Here is a 20,225-nt window from a genome sequence, read left to right as displayed (position 1 = left end):
ATTGGTTAATATGAAAATCTTATCTAAAGTAATTGGGCTATTCTTGATTGTTTTCTCAATCATGCTTTCTCAGGCTGCACCTCTTCAAAGAGGGCATGGTCATGGACCACACAAAAAGCATCATTATCACGGTCATCACAAGCCAAAGTATAAAAAAGTTGTTTATTATAAAGCTCCAAGACATTATAAGAAGCATTATTACAAACCGGCAAGACCGCATCATTATTCTCATAAGAAATACAGACATCCGCGAGTTTATCATAGCAGACCGGTAATTGTTGTTAATTTATAAAAAAAAGGCTGTTTCAATTTTTGAGACAGCCTTTTTATTTATCCTTTAAGTTGAGTTTTACTAAAGATTTTTCTTCTTAGGATTTAAAGAAGTATTGAAAATCATAACATCCTGACCAAATTTAGTTTCGATTCTTTCGGAGATGTTTAATAATTCACTTTCCATAAACTCAGTTCTTTTTTCTTCGTTATCAAAGATTAAAAGAAGGTTATAATTTTTTCCTTCATCAATAAAATCACTGTGAACTTCAGATAAGATGTATTTATCAACATCCAGAAGGTTTTCAGCCATTAAAACTAAAGTTTCATCCACATAGTTTTCCCACTCATCTATGCTGCTGTTTATGCAATGAAAAGTTATACTTAATACACTCATATTTTAATTTTTTTTAAGATATTTTGCTTGATTTCTCAGGCAAAAATCGGTAAAAATTTTGTAACTTAGCACGTTATTAATTATTCAAAATAAATAGTTTTCAGACCAATTTTTAAAAGTCTGATTATCATTACAATAAAACTTATATATGCAAAAAGAAGGAGAAAGATTAATTCCTATCAACATTGTTGATGAAATGAAATCATCTTACATTGATTATTCGATGTCGGTTATTGTTTCGAGAGCATTACCGGACGTAAGAGATGGTCTTAAGCCAGTACACCGAAGAGTGCTTTATGGTATGTATGGTTTAGGGGTTTTCTCAAACAGAAAATACTTAAAGTCAGCGAGAATTGTTGGGGATGTTTTAGGTAAATATCACCCACATGGAGATTCTTCAGTTTATGACGCAATGGTAAGAATGGCTCAGCCTTGGAGTTTACGTTATCCACAGGTTGACGGTCAGGGTAACTTCGGTTCGATGGATGGTGATCCACCTGCAGCAATGCGTTATACCGAGGCAAGACTTAAAAAAGTTTCGGACGAAATTTTATCAGATCTTGATAAAGAAACAGTTGACTTTCAAAATAACTTTGATGACAGCTTAACAGAGCCTACTGTAATGCCTACAAAAATTCCAAATCTTTTGGTGAACGGTACTTCTGGTATCGCAGTAGGTATGGCGACGAATATGGCGCCTCACAATCTCTCTGAAGCTGTAGATGCAATTACTGCATATATTGATAATAAAGAAATTAGCATCGATGAACTGATGCAGCACATTGTTGCTCCGGATTTTCCTACAGGTGGAATTATTTACGGATACGATGGTGTAAGAGATGCTTTCCATACAGGAAGAGGAAGAGTGGTTCTTAGAGCAAAAGTAAGCTTCGAGGAAGTACACAATAGAAATGCAATTATCGTAACCGAAATACCTTATCAGGTAAACAAAGCTGAAATGATTGCCAGAACAGCTGAGTTGGTAAAAGATGAGAAAATTCCTGGAATCTACGAAATCAGAGATGAATCAGACAGAAACGGAATGCGTATCGTTTATGAATTGAAAAATGATGCAATTCCTAATGTTGTTCTGAACTTATTATATAAATATACTTCGTTACAAACTTCTTTCAGTGTAAACAATATCGCTTTGGTACACGGAAGACCGGAACAGCTGAATTTAAAAGACATTATTCACCATTTTGTTGAGCATAGACATGTGGTGATTGTAAGAAGAACGGAATACGAACTTAGAAAAGCAAAAGAAAGAGCCCACATCCTTGAAGGTTTCATGAAAGTGATTGGTTCTCAAGCTTCTTTAGATAAAGCAATTTCAATTATTCGTCACAGCGCTAATCCACAAGGTGCAAAAGAAGGTTTGATCGAAGCATTTGAATTATCAGAAATTCAGGCGCAGGCAATTCTTGATCTTCGTTTGGCTCGTCTTACAGGAATGGAGCTTGATAAGATCCGTGACGAATACGATGCTATTATGAAAGAAATTAATAATTTAGAAGATATTTTGGCTAATGAACCAAGAAGATTCCAAATTATTAAGGAAGAATTAGCTGAAGTAAAAGAAAAATACGGTGACGAAAGAAGAACAGAAATCGATTATTCTGGAGGTGAAATGTCTATTGAAGATATTATTCCGAATGAAGCGGTTGTTCTTACTATTTCTCATGCAGGATATGTGAAGAGAACGTTGCTTTCAGAATATAAAATCCAAAGTAGAGGTGGAGTTGGTAACAAAGCGGCTACAACAAGAGATTCAGATTTCTTGGAGTATATTGTTTCTGCAACCAATCACCAATATATGTTGTTCTTTACTGAAAAAGGTAAGTGTTACTGGTTAAGAGTATTTGAAATTCCTGAAGGTTCTAAAACGGCAAAAGGAAGAGCGGTACAAAATTTAATCAACATCGAACCAGATGATAAGATTAAAGCATACATCAGAACCAATGATCTGAAAGATGTAGATTACATCAACCAGATGAGCGTTGTAATGATTACTAAAAACGGTACGATTAAGAAAACATCTTTAGAAGCTTATTCAAGACCGAGAGTAAATGGTATTAATGCTATCGAAATCAGAGAAAACGATCAGTTATTAAGTGCTTATCTTACTAATGGTGAATCTCAGATTATGATTGCTACCAAAAATGGTAAATGTATTCGTTTCCCTGAGGAAAAAGTAAGAGAAGTTGGTAGAGGATCTATCGGGGTTCGTGGTATTACGATGGAAGAGAACGATGAGGTTATTGGTATGATTGTTGTCAACGATTTGGAAAATGATACCGTTCTTGTAGTATCTGAAAAAGGATATGGTAAGAGAACTGCAGTTGAAGACTATAGAATTACCAACAGAGGTGGAAAAGGAGTTATTACTTTAAATATAACTGAAAAGACGGGTAATCTTATTGCTATTCAGAATGTTACAGACGAAGATGGATTGATGATTATCAATAAATCCGGGGTTGCTATCAGAATGAATATGGACGAAATGCGTGTGATGGGTAGAAATACTCAGGGTGTAAGAATGATCAATCTTAAAAAGAATGACGAGATTGCAGCTATTGCAAAAGTATCAATGGATAAAGATGTAGAAGAGGAGGTTATTGAAGGAGAAGAATCTGAAGAAAATATTTCTACAGAAGAAAATGCTTCACCAAAGGCAGAAAATACAGAAGAAAACCCGACTGATGGAACTGAAAATTCAGATTCTGAAGAATAATATAAAAATATAATTAAAATTCTTATTTATGAAAAAGCTAATTTTAGGTATAGCAATCGTTTCTTCGGTTTTTGCTTTCGGGCAGAAGGAAGATAAAAAAGATGTAAATGCTCAAGTTCAAGCTACTAATAAAGCGGCGATGGATGCATATAATGCAAAAAATTATACGGTAGCAGGACCAAAGTTCATAGAACTTTATGATTTGTTAAAAGCAAACGGTCAAGAGGATAAAACTTACAAGTATTATGCGGGTTTGAGTTATGCTTTGGCAAACAACTTAGATGAATCTATAAAAATTTATACTGATTTAATTAATTCTGGCTATACAGGAATTCAGACAACTTATACTGCAAAAGAAAATAAATCAGGACAAGTTTCAGCTTATGATAAAGCAACTTGGGACCTTTTAAAGAAAAGTTCATCAAAAGATTATTCTGATTTTAAAACTGAGCAAACGAAAAGTGTTGAACCAGATTTATATGAAACTTTATCTACTTTGCTTTTAAATGCAAAGAAAAACGATGAAGCTTTAGCATTGATTGAAAAAGGATTAGCAAAATATCCTAATAATGCTAAATTAAAAGAATATCATGGTTCTGCATTATATGCAACAGGTAAAACTGACCAATTTATGGTAAACCTTAAGGAGCAGTTAGCAAAAAATCCTAATGATGCTACCAATTGGTATAATTTAGGTGTTTTACAATCAAAAAACGAAGCCACAGCAACTGATGCAATTGCTTCATTTAATAAAGCAATTGAGCTGGCTGGTAATGATACTAAATTAAAGGATAATGCTTATCAAAATTTAGTTTATACTACTATTGGTGATGATAATAAAGCGGTTGAAGCAATTAATGCAATCAGAAAATCAGATCCGGATAAAGCTACAACGTTAATTGAAGCAAGAAAAGAGAGATTTGGTAAGGCGTTGCCTCATGCTGAAAAATGGTATCAGGCAAATCCTAACAATATTGATGCTGTTTCCATTTTGAAAGACATTTACGGAATGCTTAAAAATCAAGCTAAAGTTACTGAAATGAAAGCTAAAGAAGCTGAACTTCAGGCTAAAGCTAAATAATATTTTAAATATTTACACTAAAGAAAATCGTCTCATTTTGAGGCGATTTTTTGTTTTTGAATAATTATTAAATAGGATGACCACGAATGCACGAAATATATTTATCAAAAAACATTCGTGTATTCGTGGCAACTTAATAAGAATTATAAAAAAATTAACTTCATATTTATAAAGCTTAGAAGAAAATTCATTCTAATTAATTTTGAATAGGTATTAAACATTGCTTTTCTCAGCAAAACAGAAAATATTTCCAAGTTTTATACTCGAATAGCCATTGCTTTTTATTTTAGAAGAATTAATCATCGCTTTAGCTAAAATATTGGTTGGTAAAGGTTTTTGGCTTTCAAAAAGCCCCAATGTATTGGCAAATTTTATAATTCTGCTTCCCAAAACTTCACCGGTTCTTTCAGAATCTTTTCTTTCGAGCATTCCGGGTTTGAAAATGGTAATTTTATTAAAATGAAGTTTTTTTACAGCTTCTTCAAGCTCGCCTTTCATTTTAGAATAAAAAATTTTTGATTTAGGATTGGCTCCGTAAGCAGAAACAAGAATATAATCATCTACATTATTTTCTTTTGCAGCTTTTGCAAATTGATATTGATAATCGAAATCAACTTTTCTCTGTGCATCTTTGCTTCCGGCATCTTTAAGTGTGGTTCCGAGACAAGAAAATGCAACATCACCTTTAACCAGATTTTTCCAGTCTTCATATTTTTCAAAATCAACAACATGAGTTTTTAACTTTTTGTTTTGAATAGATAGAGGTTTTCTTACAAAAACATTCACTTCCTCAAAATCGTTATCCTGTAACAACTGATTTACCAAATCTTTTCCTGTTGCACCTGTAGCACCGATTACTAAAGCTTTCATAATAAATAGTTTTGCGTGATGATCAATTCCTTTTTTAAATTTACTAAATTTGAGGTAATTATTTAAGATAAAAGATAAAAGATCTTTTAGTTAAATTAAAATATTAATTATAATTCATCATTTATCATTTATCATTTATGATTAATCAGTTATCAATTATTATTCATTACCAATTAATTATTACCCATACGAAATGGATGCCAACGAAATTTTAGATTATTGTCTTGCAAAAAAAGGAGTGACAGAAAGTTTTCCGTTCGATAACGAAACTTTAGTTTTAAAAGTAGGAGTTAAAATTTTTCTGTTGATGTCTTTAGAAAGACAGCCTTTAAGTATCAATGTAAAAACAGATCCTGAATGGAGCGAAGAACTTCGTGAGCAACATCCACAAATTACAGGCGCATTTCACATGAATAAAACCCATTGGAATTCTGTTTCTTTAGATGGTCTAAAAAGAGATTTAGTTTTAAAAATGATTGATCAGTCGTATGATTTGGTCTTTAAATCTTTGACAAAAAAAGCGAAAGAGGAAATTCTGAATAGCTAAAACTCAAAATTCTCGGTCAATCTTTTATCCTCATCCAATCTTTCAATCAATTTTTCTAAACCTTCAAATTTAATTTCCTCATGAAGAAAATCTCTGAATTTCACAGTAATTTTTTCATCGTAAATATCTCCTTCAAAATCAAGAATATAAACTTCAACGGTTAGTTTTTCTCCGTTTACAGTAGGATTGGTTCCTACACTCAACATTCCTTTATATTGCTGGTTGTTTACAAGAACTTCAACAATATAAGCACCTTTTTTGGGAAGTAATTTTATATTTTCAGTTTCAATATTGGCGGTTGGATAACCGATAGTTCTGCCTAATTTCTTCCCATGCACAACCTTTCCGGAAACAGAGTAGGAGTAACCCAACATTTCGTTGGCCTCCAAAATATTTCCTGCTAATAAAGCATTTCTGATTTTTGTTGAGCTGATATTATTTTCGTGGATGTTGATCGCTTCCATTTGCTCTACTTCAAAATCTAATTCTTTAGAAAGTTTTTGAAGCAATTCAAAATTTCCGCTTTTATTTTTCCCGAAAGAATGGTCGTAACCTATGATCAAATATTTGACATTTAATTTCTCAATTAAAATCTGACGCACAAATTCTTCACCGGTAAGATTTCTGAATTCGTCATCAAATTCTTTTAAAAACAAATTATTGATGCCATATTTTTCCATCAGTAAAGTTTTTTCATCCAAAGTATTAAGAAGTTTCAAGTCTTCATTTGGATTAAAAACAAATCTCGGATGCGGCCAGAAAGTAAGAACTGCAGTTTCCAGATGATAGGTAGAGCCCACTTTTTTCAGCTCATCGATGATACATTTATGGCCAAGATGAACTCCGTCAAACATTCCCAATGATAAGGCCAGAGGCTTTTGAGAGGGATAATCACTAAAATTTCTGAAAACTTTCAAGATGAAAAAATTTTGACTGCAAATATAGTTATAATGTACTTATTAATGTAACAATTTACCAATGTAATAGTGTAACAATAAAAATAGACACTTTATTGAGCCATTTATTGGTAAATTGCTAGATAACTAAACTGTTAAAAAAGCATGATAAAAATCTTTTTTTTAGCAATTGCAGGTTTGTGAAGATTCATTATATTTGCACCAAGAAAAAATTTAGCAATGGCAAACCAAATTAAAGGAAAAATTTCTCAAATTATTGGTCCTGTAATCGACGTAGTTTTTAATAATGTAGAAGCTATTCCAAGTATCTATGATGCTTTGGAGATTACAAAAGAAAACGGTGAAAAAGTAGTATTAGAAGTAGAGCAGCATATTGGTCAGGATACTGTAAGATGTATCGCGATGGATGCAACTGATGGTCTTAAAAGAGGTCAGGATGTAATTGGATACGGAAATCCTATTATCATGCCAATCGGTGATGCGGTAAACGGAAGACTATTCAACGTTGTTGGGGATGCTATCGACGGACTTCAGAATATTTCTAAGGAAGGTGGTCTTCCAATTCACAGACCAGCTCCAAAATTTGATCAACTTTCAACTTCTGCAGAAGTTTTATTCACAGGTATTAAAGTAATCGACTTAGTAGAGCCTTACTCAAAAGGAGGTAAAATTGGTTTGTTCGGTGGTGCGGGTGTAGGTAAAACTGTATTGATCCAGGAGTTGATTAACAATATTGCAAAAGGACACGGTGGTCTTTCTGTTTTTGCCGGTGTAGGTGAAAGAACGAGAGAAGGAAATGACCTTTTGAGAGAGATGTTAGAATCAGGTATTATTAAATACGGTGATGATTTCATGCACTCTATGGAAAACGGAGGTTGGGATCTTTCTAAAGTAGATTTAGAAGTAATGAAAGATTCTAAAGCTGCATTCGTTTTCGGACAAATGAACGAGCCACCTGGAGCAAGAGCGAGAGTAGCACTTTCTGGTCTTACTTTAGCTGAGTACTACAGAGACGGTGGTGAAACAGGACAAGGTAGAGACGTACTTTTCTTCGTAGATAACATCTTCCGTTTTACACAAGCTGGTTCTGAGGTATCTGCACTTTTGGGTCGTATGCCTTCTGCGGTAGGTTACCAACCAACTTTGGCATCTGAAATGGGTGCGATGCAGGAAAGAATTACTTCAACTAAAAATGGTTCAATTACTTCAGTACAAGCGGTTTACGTACCTGCGGATGACTTAACTGACCCGGCTCCTGCTACAACGTTTGCTCACTTAGATGCAACAACTGTACTAGATAGAAAAATTGCTTCGTTAGGTATTTATCCAGCGGTAGATCCATTGGCTTCTACGTCAAGAATCTTGGCTCCGGAAATTATCGGTGAAGAACATTATAACTGTGCTCAGAGAGTAAAAGAAATTCTTCAGAGATACAAAGCTCTTCAGGATATCATCGCAATTCTTGGTATGGAAGAACTTTCTGAAGAAGATAAATCTGTAGTTTACCGTGCTAGAAAAGTTCAGAGATTCTTATCTCAGCCTTTCCACGTAGCTGAACAGTTTACAGGTATTCCGGGATCATTGGTAGATATCAAAGATACCATCAAAGGATTCAACATGATTATGGATGGTGAATTGGATCACTTACCGGAAGCTGCTTTCAACTTGAAAGGAACTATCGAAGAAGCGATCGAAGCTGGACAAAAAATGTTAGCGGATAACGCATAAATTATTAACAATTTGAGATTTGAAATTTGAGATTCGATGGTAATTTCAAATTTCAAACATCAAATTTCAAATTTGTTTCTATGAATATAAAAATTTTAACACCAGAATACGTAGTTTTTGAAGGAGAAGTAGACTCAGTATTGTTGCCTGGAAAGAATGGTGAGTTTCACCTGATGAAAAACCACGCAGGAATTGTTTCTTCATTATCAAACGGTAAAGTAAAGCTGTTTACAAAATCTGTAGACGAAGCTTATGCTAAAAACTTTGCCAAAGAAAATGAAAATCAAAACGAAGTTTTTACGTATCCTATAAAAAGCGGTGTTGTAGAATTTAATAATGATAAAGGAATTATCCTTTGCGAATAATTAAAATCGAAGCTAAATATATTTTCAAAAAAGTGTAACTTTGGTTACACTTTTTTTTATGCTTTGTAAAATCTGATTTTATGAAACAAAGTTTAGTCATGTTCTTTACTGTTTTGAGCTTCATTCTAAATGCTCAAATTATTAAAACGAAAAGAGGCATTGTTAGTTTAGACGGAATTCATGTTGCGAAAATATCAAGCAAATCTGGAGAATATACTTTTATGGATTTGAAGGAAACTCCAATTTTCACGATGGAGTTTGTAGATAAGAGCGTAGTAGATTCTGTACGAGATAGTTACGTGAAGTTGAATCGTGTGTACAACCGCGAAAAAACTTTAGATATGGATTATATCTCTCCGTCCGCATTTTCCGGTGACGAAAAATCTGCAGTTTATACTTGCATTAGAGCGTTGAAAATTATCGATGAAAGAGGAATCAACGTAAAAAACTTGGATGAACTTTTCAAAAACATGCCGAAACGCAAGCTTGATACCAAAACAAAGGAAGCTTACACCATAAGATCTAAAATCGACAGATTAAATATTACCGTAAATAATGTAGGCGAAATTTTAAGCAATGGTGTTCCGGTTGGATATTTCACTAATTTACCTGTAAGTTTTGGCTCTGAAGATACGATTTCAGATAAAACATTTATTGATATTGAAATGTATGATGCTAAAAGTAAATTGGTTGGACGATATAGTACAACGACGAAAAGAATTACTACAGCAGGCGGAAAAGTTTTTACTTTATACAGAGAAATGTCAGGTCGGGCTTCTATTCTGAAATTTCCTACTTATAAAGCTCTTGCTGAAAGAATGGCAATTTTAGACCCTAATTTTATTAAAATTAGAGAAAAAGTAGAAGTTGGAGAGGTTATAAAAGATGGAGTTGAAAAAGATAAAAAATAAATCTCTATAATTTAAGAAATTCAATAGGAATAGGCTTTAGCCCGTTTGATTAAAAAAAGAATTCTAATGGCTTAGCCAAAAAAGATAAATCCTGAAAACTTACTTTTCAGGATTGGTTTTTTTTCAAAGTTTGTCATTCAGTAGGAATCTAAACTTAAATTTTAAAATGTTATTTCTGAGATTCCTACAGATTGACAAATTGATGTTTATTTTTTATGAATTGAAAATTTTAGAAGAAAATATTCAAAATTTACAAACTCAAAATAATTCCATTCTCTTTTAGTTGCTGCATTGGTTTTGAAAACCAGAATAGCTCAAAATCTTCAAAGTTTTCTTCAAAATTAAGCTTAAGTTGCTGAAGCGTGATACGTTTCGGATTTTCAAAAGTATTTTTAGAAATAATTTTTATCAGCCAATCTGCTTTTTCCTGCTCAAAATCTACCTTAACAATATTGGTTCGTAAATGGAACGTAATTTTCGTATACGTCCATGAGTTCTGTTTTTTTGTTTTTACGTAATTCTCAGCGATTACGTTTTTCGCTAAAAATATAACTTTAGAATTTCCTTTAAAACTAAATTGATCTTCATCTAACAAACAGTCGTGAATATAATCCGAGTGAATAGTTGTTTTTGGAATTTTAAAATCAAACCAATCCTGCAAAGGAATTTCAAAATTAATTCCGTGCATGAAATTGAACAGAGATTTTTTTAAACCAAAACTAAATTTACTGTGATCGATTCCGGTTTTGTCTTTGAAATCAATATCATTATTGGCAAACTTAATTTCCTGCTTAATTGGAGTCACGCCAAATTCTTCAGGATTTTGTCCGACCGGAGAATGCGCTGTCATGGCAAACTGATGCCAAAAACCACTTTGTAAAATTCCCATTTCAAAAAGCTGACGAACCATTTCCAAAGAATCCACAGTTTCCTGAATGGTTTGAGTAGGGTAGCCATACATTAAATAAGCATGAACCATAATTCCTGCTTCTGTAAAATTTTTGGTAACTTTCGCAACCTGATCTACAGAAACTCCTTTGTCAATTAATTTCAACAATCGATCACTTGCAACTTCAAGCCCGCCCGAAACCGCAACGCAACCCGAAAGTTTTAAAAGAAAACATAAATCCTGAGTGAAACTTTTTTCAAAACGAATATTGGTCCACCAAGTTACCACAAGATTTCTTCGTAAAATTTCCAAAGCAACTTCTCGCATCAGAGCGGGAGGAGCGGCTTCGTCTACAAAATGAAACCCGGTTTCGCCGGTTGTCTTAATTAATTCTTCCATTCTGTCAACTAAAATTTTGGCAGAAATGGGTTCATAAATTTTGATGTAATCTAAAGAAATATCGCAAAAAGTACATTTTCCCCAATAGCAACCGTGTGCCATTGTCAATTTATTCCATCTTCCGTCGCTCCATAAACTGTGCATCGGATTGGCAATTTCAATGACTGAAATATATTTATCTAACTGTAAATCAGTATAATCTGGAGTTCCTATTTCAGATTGTTTGTAATCGTGTTTGGTAGAATTATTTTTATAGGTAACTTCTTGGTTTTCAATTAAAAAAGTTCTTTTGAAATGAGATTCTTCGCTTTGCTCAGAACGACAAACATTTTCATAAACTAATTCTAAAGGAACTTCACCATCATCTAAAGTGATGAAATCGAAAAATTCAAAAACTCTTTCATCTTTAATTTCTCTTAATTCGGTATTCGGAAAACCTCCACCCATTGCAGTTTTAATGTGCGGATAATTTTCTTTTATAAATTTTGCTGACCGAAAAGCTGAATATAAATTTCCGGGAAAAGGAATTGAAAAACATACTAATTTCGGCTGAACCAGCTCTAATTTTTCATGAAGAATTTTTAAAGTAAAATCGTCAATAAACGTTTGAGAATCATTTAGTTTTGAATATAATTCGTCAAAAGAATTGGCACTTTTTCCTAATCTTTCTGCATATCTGCTAAATCCAAAATCTGAATCTACATTTTCAACAATATAATCAGATAAATCTTCTAAATATAAAGTTGCCAAATGTTTAGCTTTATCCTGAAGTCCCATATTTCCGAAAGCAAATTCCATATCGTCCAATTGGTTGAATCGGGAAGCTTCGGGAAGAAAATTCATCGAACAGATCTGTCTCGCCAAAGTAGGATTTTTATTTTGAAGAAATAAAATAACCTGATCAATTGTTTTTAAATATTCATCTCTTAAAGCAAAAATTCGCTGTGAGTTTTCTGAAATATTCTGCAGATCAATTTCGGTATCAAAAATTTTCTGAATTCCGTCTTTTGAAAATAACTCCAAAATAACTTCGATCCCCAAATCAATTTGATAGCTTGAAATATTTTTAGTATTGAGAAAACCTTTAATATAAGCTGTCGCAGGATAAGGAGTGTTGAGTTGCGTGAATGGTGGAGTAATAAGAAGAAGATCTTTCAAAGGGAATTTTTTTTGCAAATTTATTCTAAATCTTTATGAATCTGTTTGGGTTTTGAAAAGTTTTTTGCCACGAATGCACAAATATTTTTTTACAAATAGTAAACAAATTCGTGTATTCGTGGCAAAAAAATAAAAATAGAGTGTCCAAAATTTTTGAACACTCCTTATTATTTTAAATTAAATTTCTTTGAAACTTAAACCTTTTTCAGATAATAATTTTTGCTCCTGCTCTTTGTAGTATCCATTTTTCAATTTGTCATGAATAGCATCAAATGCAGCCAATGTTTCGTTGATTTCTGCATCTGTGTGAGAAGCGGTAGGAATTAATCTTAATAAAATCATTCCTTTAGGTATTACAGGATAAACCACTACAGATGTGAAGATTCCATAATTTTCTCTCAAGTCTTTTACCAACAGAGTTGCCTCTACCGGAGAACCTTGCATCATTACCGGAGTTACACAAGTATTGGTATCACCGATGTTGAAACCTCTTTCGCTAAGTCCGTTTTGTAATTTTAAGGTATTTTCCCAAAGTTTAGCTTTAATTTCAGGTCTTGTTCTTAGCAATTCCAATCTTTTCAAACCTCCGATTACCATTGGCATTGTTAAAGATTTAGCAAAAATCTGAGATCTTAAATTGAATTTCAAATATCTGATGATTTCTTTATCACCTGCGATAAATGCTCCGAAACCAGCCATTGATTTTGCAAAAGTAGAGAAATAAACATCAATCTGATCTTGACATCCTTGCTCTTCTCCAGCTCCGGCTCCGGTTTCACCAAGAGTTCCGAAACCGTGTGCATCATCTACTAAAAGTCTGAATTGATATTTAGATTTTAGCTCGCAGATTTCTTTCAGTTTACCTTGTTGTCCTCTCATTCCGAAAACCCCCTCAGTAATTACCAAAATACCGCCACCAGTTTCTTCTGCAACTTTCGTCGCTCTCTGAAGATTTTTCTCAAGACTTTCGATATCATTGTGTCTGTAAGTAAATCTCTTACCGGCATGAAGTCTTACACCGTCTACGATACAAGCATGAGAATCTACGTCGTAAACAATTACATCATTTCTGCTTACCAAAGCATCGATGGTAGAAACCATTCCTTGATAACCGAAATTTAATAAATATGCTGATTCTTTTTGTACAAATTCTGCCAATTCTTTTTCCAATTGCAAATGCTGATGCGTTTCACCAGACATTGCTCTTGCTCCCATCGGATAAAACATTCCGTATTCTGCAGCAGCTTTAGCATCCGCTTCCAAAACTTCAGGATGGTTACACATTCCCAAATAGTCATTGGCACTCCAGAAAATTACTTCTCTTCCCTGAAACTGCATTCTCGGACCGATAGGACCTTCTAGTTTAGGGAAAATAAAATATCCTTCACCATAATCTGCAAACTGTCCAAGAGGTCCTGGATTTTCTTTTATTCTTTCAAAAATATCCAACATTATATTCGTAATTTTTAAGTAAAAAAGCCTTTTGTGAATTACAAAAAAGGCTTTACTTGTATTTGTATTAAAATTTTATTTGATGATTTCTGTCTTAAAGACTTCTTCGTAATTGTGGAAACAATTGTTGATGAAACCTTGCTCAGCCATCCATTTATCACTGTACACTTTGGTAATATATCTCGATCCATGATCAGGGAAGATTAAAACAACCAAATCAGTCTCTGAAAACTGATGAGAATTGGCATACTGCATTAATCCCTGAGTAACTGCACCGGTTGTGTAGCCTCCCATAATTGCTTCTTTTAATGCAATTTCTCTGGTTCTGTAAGCAGACATTTCGTCGTTTACTCTTACAAACTCATCAATTTTATCAAAAAGAAGAGCAGAAGGAATTAAATTTTTTCCCATTCCTTCAATCTGATAAGGATGTACATCTTCTTTGTGAATTTCTCCTGTTTCGTGGAAACTTTTTAAAATAGATCCATCTGCATCAACACCGATAATTTTAATATCCGGGTTTTTCTCTTTTAAAAATTTTGCAGAACCGGATAAAGTTCCACCCGTACCTGTACAAGCAAAAAGGTGAGTGATTTTTCCTTGAGTCTGCTCCCAAATTTCAGGACCAGTTGTATGATAGTGCGCATCAATATTCAGCTCATTAAAGTACTGATTGATGTATACCGAATTTGGAGTTTCGGCAGCAATTCTTTTAGCTACCTCATAATATGATCTAGGGTCATTCGCAGGTACATTCGCAGGACATACATAAACTGTAGCTCCAAGAGCTTTCAGATAAGCTATTTTTTCGGGTTTTGTCTTGTCGCTCACTGCCAAAATGCATTTGTATCCTTTAATGATGCAAACCATTGCAAGTGAAAAACCGGTATTTCCTGAAGTGGTTTCTACAACTACAGAATCTTCCTTTAATAAACCTTTTTTCTCAGCGTTTTCTATAATATGAAGTGCGATTCTATCTTTAGTGGAATGTCCAGGATTATATGATTCTAACTTAGCATAAATGGTTGCAGGAATTTCTTTAGTTACGGTATTTAGTTTTACCAAAGGAGTACTCCCAATCAAGCCAAGAATATTATCGTAAACATTACTCATTATTTGTTATTTTTCAATAAAAATCTGACCGCAAAAATACAAAAAAATAAATAATTTTTAAACTTTTAGTCAATTATAAGTTCGCTAATTGTGTAAATAGGTGATTTATTTTTGCTTGCAGCCCACCGAACCAGACAAAAACCACGCCATAATTTTTAAATTTTGTTAAAATTAATTTAAACTAATCTAAAAACCCTATTTTCGCATAATTGATTTTATACTATGAAAAACTGGACTTTTAGGCAATGGAACACCCTTCTCGGATGGGTGACTTTCGTTATTGCATTTTTCACGTACTTATCAACGATAGAACCCAATTTTAGTTTTTGGGATTGTGGTGAGTACATTTCTTCAGCAGTAAAATTAGAAGTAACGCACGCTCCCGGAGCTGCTTTATTTCAGATTGTGGGAGCCGTAGCTGCCATTTTTGCTTTAGGTAAAGGTGAAAATTACTCTATCGTGATCAACGCAATGTCGGCATTATTCAGCGCATTTACAATTTTGTTTCTGTTCTGGACGATTACTCATTTTGTAAGAAGACTTCTTAACAAAGATTTTGAAGAAATCACAAAACACCAAGAGATTTCTATTCTTTTTGCAGGAGTTATCGGAGCTTTATGTTTCACCTTTTCTGATACGTTTTGGTTTTCAGCGGTGGAAGGTGAAGTGTACTCAATGGCATCGATGTTTATTGCGCTTTTAGTTTGGTTGATTACTAAATGGGAAAACGAATATCTTGAGAAAGACAATGAAAGATGGATTATTTTAATTTTCTTCATTTTAGGACTTTCTGTGGGAGTTCACATGATGGGAATGCTTGCAATTCCTGCTGTTTGTTTGGTTTATTACGCAAGAAACTATCAATTTACCTGGAAGAATTTCATTTTTGCCAACCTGATTACTTTAGGAATTTTAATTATTGTATTTAAAATTATTTTCCCTGTAATCATGTCATTATTCGGAAAATTAGAAATATTCTTTGTGAATGGTTTAGGATTGCCTTTCCATTCAGGAACAATTGCTGGTTTTATTATTATGGTAGCACTTTGCTATTTCTTTATAAAATATGCAAGACAAACGAAGAAAAATATTTTTCAGACGGTAGCTTTATCTGTTGTTTATATGATGATTGGTTTCTCTTGTTGGATGGTAATTCCGATCAGAGCAAATGCAAATCCGCCAATGAATCTTAATGATCCTGATACTGCAATTGGTATGCTTGATTATTACAATAGAGAGCAATACGGAGACTGGCCTACAATTTATGGTCAAAACTATACTGCATTTTTGGATGCAAACGGAATTCAGAAAAACGAAGACGGTAGTTTTAAAACTAAAAAGACCGGAGATGTTTACGAGAAAGATGAAAAAACAGGAACTTACAGAAAGACAAGCGAGCGTTTCAATTATATTTTTGATAAGTCTCATGTAAGCTTAATGCCGAGAATGTTTAATGACGATAAAGATGTAATGTCAAATTACATTTCTATGTACGGCGCACCAGATTTTCAGTTTAATTATGCAAACGAAGATGTTGCAGACAGCCCGGAAGCAAAACAGATTTTTGATGAACTGAGAACTAAATATGAAGACGGATCTATTACTGCTTCAGACTATTTAAAAGTAAGGCCTTATAATTTAATCACTGTTCAAAAGCCATCTTTGATGCAGAATATGGATTATTTTATTACGTTCCAAAACGGATATTATTTCTTAAGATATTTATTGTGGAATTATGCGGGGAGACAAAATGATCTTGAAGGAACCAGAGATACTACAAGAGGTAACTGGATTTCAGGAATTGCTCCACTTGATAATGCAATTTTAGGAAATCAGGATGCAATGCCTGCGAAATATAAAAATGAAAGTACAGTTGCATTCTTCTTTTTACCATTATTATTAGGAATTTTAGGATGTTATTTCCAATTCAGCAGAGATTTTGGAAGGTTCTATGCTATCTTATCTTTATTTGTTTTAACAAGTGTCGGAATTATTTTCTACACCGGAGTAAAACCTTTCGAGCCAAGAGAAAGAGATTATGCGATGGTTGGTTCATTCTACGCTTTTGCCATTTGGATTGGTTTGGGAGCCGGAGCAATTCTCTGGTATTTACAGTCTAAAGTAAAATCAAATGCCGCAAACATCGGTTTCGGAGTTATTTTGTTGGGTGTTCCATTTATGATGGGCTTCCAAAATTATAATGTACACGACAGAAGCAATAGATATACAGCGTATGATTATTCTTATTCAGTATTAAAATCATTACCAAAAGAAGATATTTTATTTGTTTATGGTGATAATGATACGTATCCGGTTTGGGCAATGCAGGAAACGGAAAGATTCAGAGATGATGTGAAAGTGGTTAACTTTACTTTGCTTTCAACTCCTTGGAATATCGATCAGGTGAAGAGAAAAACGTATAATTCAAACCCAATTCCTAGTCAGCTTACTCACGAAGATTACAGAGACGGTGTGAATGATCAGATTTATCTGATGAAAAACAGCGACTGGAAAAATATTATTGCCAATCTTCAGGAAGGAGGAGCTCCACAAAGTATGATTCAGCCTTTTGAAAAATATTTGGTTCAAGATTCTATGACTTTGAAAGAAGCGATGAATTTTATTAAAATGAAATCTCCTGAAAAAGATGAAGTTTTAAAAATGATTTTTGGAGAAGAGCGTTACGAAAAATACAATTTCCTTCCGGTAAGTAAATTTGTAATTCCTGTAAACAAAGCAAATGCAGTAAAAGCAGGAATCATCAATGCTTCAGACCTTCCAAATACAGTAGATCAGATTGTTGTTAACTATAAATCAGGAACTTTATACAAGAATAACCTGATGATGTTTGATATTTTGGCAAACTTCGATTGGAAACGTCCGATCAATTTCTCTTCAGGTGGAGTTTATGAAAGCGAAAACATTTTCTTCTTAGACGAATATCTTCAGTTTGACGGTTTCAGTTACAGATTGGTTCCGATTCATACACCAAGAAGCAGCGACGGAGAAATGGGAAGAGTAGATGCAAACTCATTATACAATGTTGTGAAAAACTACAGATGGGGTAATTTCAAAAACTTGAAAGTTCATTTTGATGAAACAGCAACTTCAAACATTATGAGCTACAGAAGCTCTGCAAGTAGAGCAGCGGCAGCTTTAGCATTATCTGGTCAGAAAGCAAAAGCTTTAGAAATATTAGATATTGCTGCAAAAGAAATTCCTGCAGAAAAATATAATGACCCTCGTTCTTTAAGCTCAATGGTTTATGGATATATCGTTGCCGGACAAGAAGAAAAAGGTCTGAAATTAGCCGAAGTTCTTAAAAAAGGAATTTTTGAAGAATACGATTATTATTTATCTTTAAGCCCGTCTGAACAAGGATATGTAGGAAGACCGATGAGATCAAAACCAATGGAATATTCATTAGTAGTGACTTCAGTAACCGATGCTTACAAAAAAATAGGTCAGAAGGAGAAAGCTTACAATTATCTTGTGAAATCTATTGAGCCGATTGATAAGAAATTTAATGTATTCATTAAAGATCTTCAGCAAATGGGTAAAGAAAAAGCAATGAAAGAATCTGAAAATGTGCAGAAAATCACACCTTTCTATCAATATTTATTTGATGTGATGGAACCATTCGATTCTACTTATGCTAAAGAAAAAGAAGATCAGATTACCACAGCGATCATCAAAGCAACTCAATAAAATAAATACTTAAAACGGAACTTCGGTTCCGTTTTTTTTTATGTTTGATATTCCTGAAATTTAGGATTATCTTTGTGTAACTAAAAAAACGCAATGGCTGAATCTCAAAACAAGAATCTCCCAATCTACGCTGTATTTTTTGCAATTATTGCAAAGCTTTATTTTTTATTAACTCACCACATTCAGGAGGATGCATTTATCACTTGGCGGGTTGCTCAGAATTTAATGGATTACGGAGTGATCGGTTTCAACGGAGCTACGAAAATTTCAGCATCTACAACGCATTTGTACGTTTTTGTTTCCTATATTTTTAATCTGATTTTCGGGAAAGAAAATTTTATAGAACCGTTGCTTATTTTTAATACGACGCTTTTTACAATAGGAAGTTTATTGCTGTCACATCTTTTATTTAAAAACAATTGGCATAAAGCAATTTTCATCTTTTTATTTGGAATTTTGCCGCCTGCAATAAAAATTTCAATTCTCGGAATGGAATACGGAATTCTGTTTTTCCTTGAAATGGCATTGCTGTATTATGGTTTCAAAAAAGAGAAAAAATGGGCTTTTATTTTGCTTCCTACATTCATATTATTTACCAGAATCGACACTGTTATTTTCCTCGGAATTGTATTTTTAGTGGATATTTTTTGGAATAAAAAAATCAGATGGAGTTATATTTTAGGGGGAATTTTGGGAATTGCAGTTTGTGTTTCTTTCAATTGGTTCTACTTCGGTGAATTGGTCAATAATACGATTGTTGCAAAGAAATTGGCGTATGATAAAGTATATACTTTACATCAGAATATAGAATATTTCAGATTAAACTATGGCAACTTTTGGGGAATGTTGAAATTACCCGGAGATTTTAATCCGATTACGATTGTGATTGCACTTTTTGAACTTCTTTGTTTTATTTATTTAATAAGACAACGAGAAAAAAGAAACTATTTTCTTTGGATTATTTTTCTGTTTGCATGGACAAAACAGATTGTTTTTCTTTCGCAAAAAAGCTTATTTGATTGGTATTACTGGGTTCCGCAGATTTTACTGTTCGTTCCGGTTTTAATCTTTGTTTTAGAACAGAAAGTAAAGCGAAATCTTTGGTTGACTTTATTAATTTTGATTTATATTTTACCAATGCTTGCTTTCCAAACCATACATTCTATTGCGACAGGAAATGGTGAATGGAACTATAGAAGATCAATCGGATTGTTTTTAAATACATATGAAAAAGATAAAAAACAGTGGATTTTGCTGGAACCGGCTGGTTATGTTCCTTATTTTTCACATTTAAAAACGATTGATGAAGTAGGATTGGTTGATAAGCAAATTCAGGAAGAAATTAAAAAAGACAAAACCAATTATTGGATCAATACGGTAAAAAACAGAAAACCAAAATATCTGCTTTCTTACAGAGATTTGTTTGAAGATAAAGATTCAGTATATTATAAAACAAATTACCGTGTTTTGAATGAATTCAGAATAAAAGATCATCTGAAAAGTGAATACCCGGTTTTAGAAAAAATTTATAAACTGAAACCTTCAGGAACAGATTATAATTTGTATGAAAAGGTAAAGTGATTTGTATTAAGTAAAAAGTAAAAAGTAAAAAGTAAAAAGTAATTTTGACCCTAAACCCTAAACCCTAAACCCTAAACCCTAAACCCTAAACCCTAAACCCTAAAC

15 protein-coding genes are annotated in these 20,225 nt (G+C 33.2%); 9 read left to right on the top strand and 6 right to left on the bottom strand.

The annotated features are described in order from the left end of the window. The first annotated feature begins 10 nt into the window (after nucleotides 1-10). Nucleotides 11-292, top strand: coding sequence for a hypothetical protein (locus BUR17_RS04170; RefSeq protein WP_074229056.1), 282 nt, complete (start codon nucleotides 11-13; stop codon nucleotides 290-292). 60 nt (nucleotides 293-352) lie between these two features. Here BUR17_RS04170 and BUR17_RS04165 read toward each other — a convergent pair whose 3' ends face one another. Further along, nucleotides 353-667 carry a DUF4286 family protein gene (locus tag BUR17_RS04165; protein WP_074229054.1) on the bottom strand — a complete coding sequence of 105 codons (315 nt, stop codon included), beginning with the start codon at nucleotides 665-667 and terminating at the stop codon, nucleotides 353-355. Between the two features lie 148 nt (nucleotides 668-815). On the opposite strand from BUR17_RS04165, the gene gyrA reads away from it, so the two are divergent. Then, entirely contained in the window at nucleotides 816-3,401 is a 2,586-nt protein-coding gene (gene gyrA / locus BUR17_RS04160; RefSeq protein ID WP_074229052.1) for a DNA gyrase subunit A, read from the top strand. A 28-nt stretch (nucleotides 3,402-3,429) separates the two neighbouring features. Beyond that, nucleotides 3,430-4,482: a tetratricopeptide repeat protein gene (locus BUR17_RS04155; protein ID WP_074229050.1), complete on the top strand. Its 1,053-nt coding sequence runs from the start codon at nucleotides 3,430-3,432 to the stop codon at nucleotides 4,480-4,482. A 213-nt stretch (nucleotides 4,483-4,695) separates the two neighbouring features. On the opposite strand, the gene BUR17_RS04150 is transcribed toward BUR17_RS04155, so the two are convergent. Further along, nucleotides 4,696-5,352, bottom strand: coding sequence for an NAD(P)H-binding protein (locus tag BUR17_RS04150; RefSeq protein ID WP_074229048.1), 657 nt, complete (start codon nucleotides 5,350-5,352; stop codon nucleotides 4,696-4,698). A 193-nt stretch (nucleotides 5,353-5,545) separates the two neighbouring features. Here BUR17_RS04150 and BUR17_RS04145 point away from each other — a divergent pair, with 193 nt between their 5' ends. Beyond that, nucleotides 5,546-5,899, top strand: coding sequence for an MmcQ/YjbR family DNA-binding protein (locus BUR17_RS04145; RefSeq protein ID WP_074229046.1), 354 nt, complete (start codon nucleotides 5,546-5,548; stop codon nucleotides 5,897-5,899). On the opposite strand, the gene BUR17_RS04140 is transcribed toward BUR17_RS04145, so the two are convergent. Further along, nucleotides 5,896-6,816 carry a bifunctional riboflavin kinase/FAD synthetase gene (locus BUR17_RS04140; RefSeq protein WP_074229044.1) on the bottom strand — a complete coding sequence of 307 codons (921 nt, stop codon included), beginning with the start codon at nucleotides 6,814-6,816 and terminating at the stop codon, nucleotides 5,896-5,898. The two genes, BUR17_RS04145 and BUR17_RS04140, sit on opposite strands and share 4 nt — an antisense overlap. Nucleotides 6,817-7,035: 219 nt before the next feature. Here BUR17_RS04140 and atpD point away from each other — a divergent pair, with 219 nt between their 5' ends. The 3 genes from atpD to BUR17_RS04125 all read left to right on the top strand — a co-directional run bounded on the left by atpD (nucleotide 7,036) and on the right by BUR17_RS04125 (nucleotide 9,820). Beyond that, nucleotides 7,036-8,544: a F0F1 ATP synthase subunit beta gene (gene atpD / locus BUR17_RS04135; RefSeq protein WP_074229042.1), complete on the top strand. Its 1,509-nt coding sequence runs from the start codon at nucleotides 7,036-7,038 to the stop codon at nucleotides 8,542-8,544. Between the two features lie 80 nt (nucleotides 8,545-8,624). Further along, complete coding sequence (locus tag BUR17_RS04130) at nucleotides 8,625-8,909, top strand: FoF1 ATP synthase subunit delta/epsilon (RefSeq protein WP_074230223.1); 285 nt, start codon at nucleotides 8,625-8,627, stop codon at nucleotides 8,907-8,909. A gap of 80 nt (nucleotides 8,910-8,989) precedes the next feature. Beyond that, the gene (locus BUR17_RS04125; RefSeq protein ID WP_074229040.1) at nucleotides 8,990-9,820 is read left to right on the top strand and encodes a hypothetical protein; all 831 of its coding nucleotides are present in this window, start codon (nucleotides 8,990-8,992) and stop codon (nucleotides 9,818-9,820) included. Nucleotides 9,821-10,070: 250 nt separating this feature from the next. On the opposite strand, the gene BUR17_RS04120 is transcribed toward BUR17_RS04125, so the two are convergent. The 3 genes from BUR17_RS04120 to BUR17_RS04110 form a co-directional block, all read right to left on the bottom strand. After that, nucleotides 10,071-12,266: a B12-binding domain-containing radical SAM protein gene (locus BUR17_RS04120; protein ID WP_074229038.1), complete on the bottom strand. Its 2,196-nt coding sequence runs from the start codon at nucleotides 12,264-12,266 to the stop codon at nucleotides 10,071-10,073. A 177-nt stretch (nucleotides 12,267-12,443) separates the two neighbouring features. Continuing rightward, entirely contained in the window at nucleotides 12,444-13,718 is a 1,275-nt protein-coding gene (locus BUR17_RS04115; RefSeq protein WP_074229036.1) for an aminotransferase class I/II-fold pyridoxal phosphate-dependent enzyme, read from the bottom strand. 75 nt (nucleotides 13,719-13,793) lie between these two features. After that, entirely contained in the window at nucleotides 13,794-14,831 is a 1,038-nt protein-coding gene (locus tag BUR17_RS04110; RefSeq protein WP_074229034.1) for a PLP-dependent cysteine synthase family protein, read from the bottom strand. Nucleotides 14,832-15,053: 222 nt separating this feature from the next. On the opposite strand from BUR17_RS04110, the gene BUR17_RS04105 reads away from it, so the two are divergent. After that, a complete protein-coding gene (locus BUR17_RS04105; protein ID WP_074229033.1) occupies nucleotides 15,054-18,539 on the top strand; it encodes a glycosyltransferase family 117 protein in 3,486 nt (1,161 codons plus the stop codon). Between the two features lie 93 nt (nucleotides 18,540-18,632). Continuing rightward, nucleotides 18,633-20,120, top strand: coding sequence for an LTA synthase family protein (locus tag BUR17_RS04100; RefSeq protein ID WP_074229031.1), 1,488 nt, complete (start codon nucleotides 18,633-18,635; stop codon nucleotides 20,118-20,120). Nucleotides 20,121-20,225: the final 105 nt, after the last annotated feature.

It is taken from the genome of Chryseobacterium scophthalmum (genome assembly GCF_900143185.1).
GTDB classification, from domain to species: Bacteria; Bacteroidota; Bacteroidia; order Flavobacteriales; family Weeksellaceae; genus Chryseobacterium; species Chryseobacterium scophthalmum.
The sequence above is the reverse complement of the archived record's forward strand: the minus strand, read 5'-3'. Positions and strand labels throughout refer to the sequence as shown.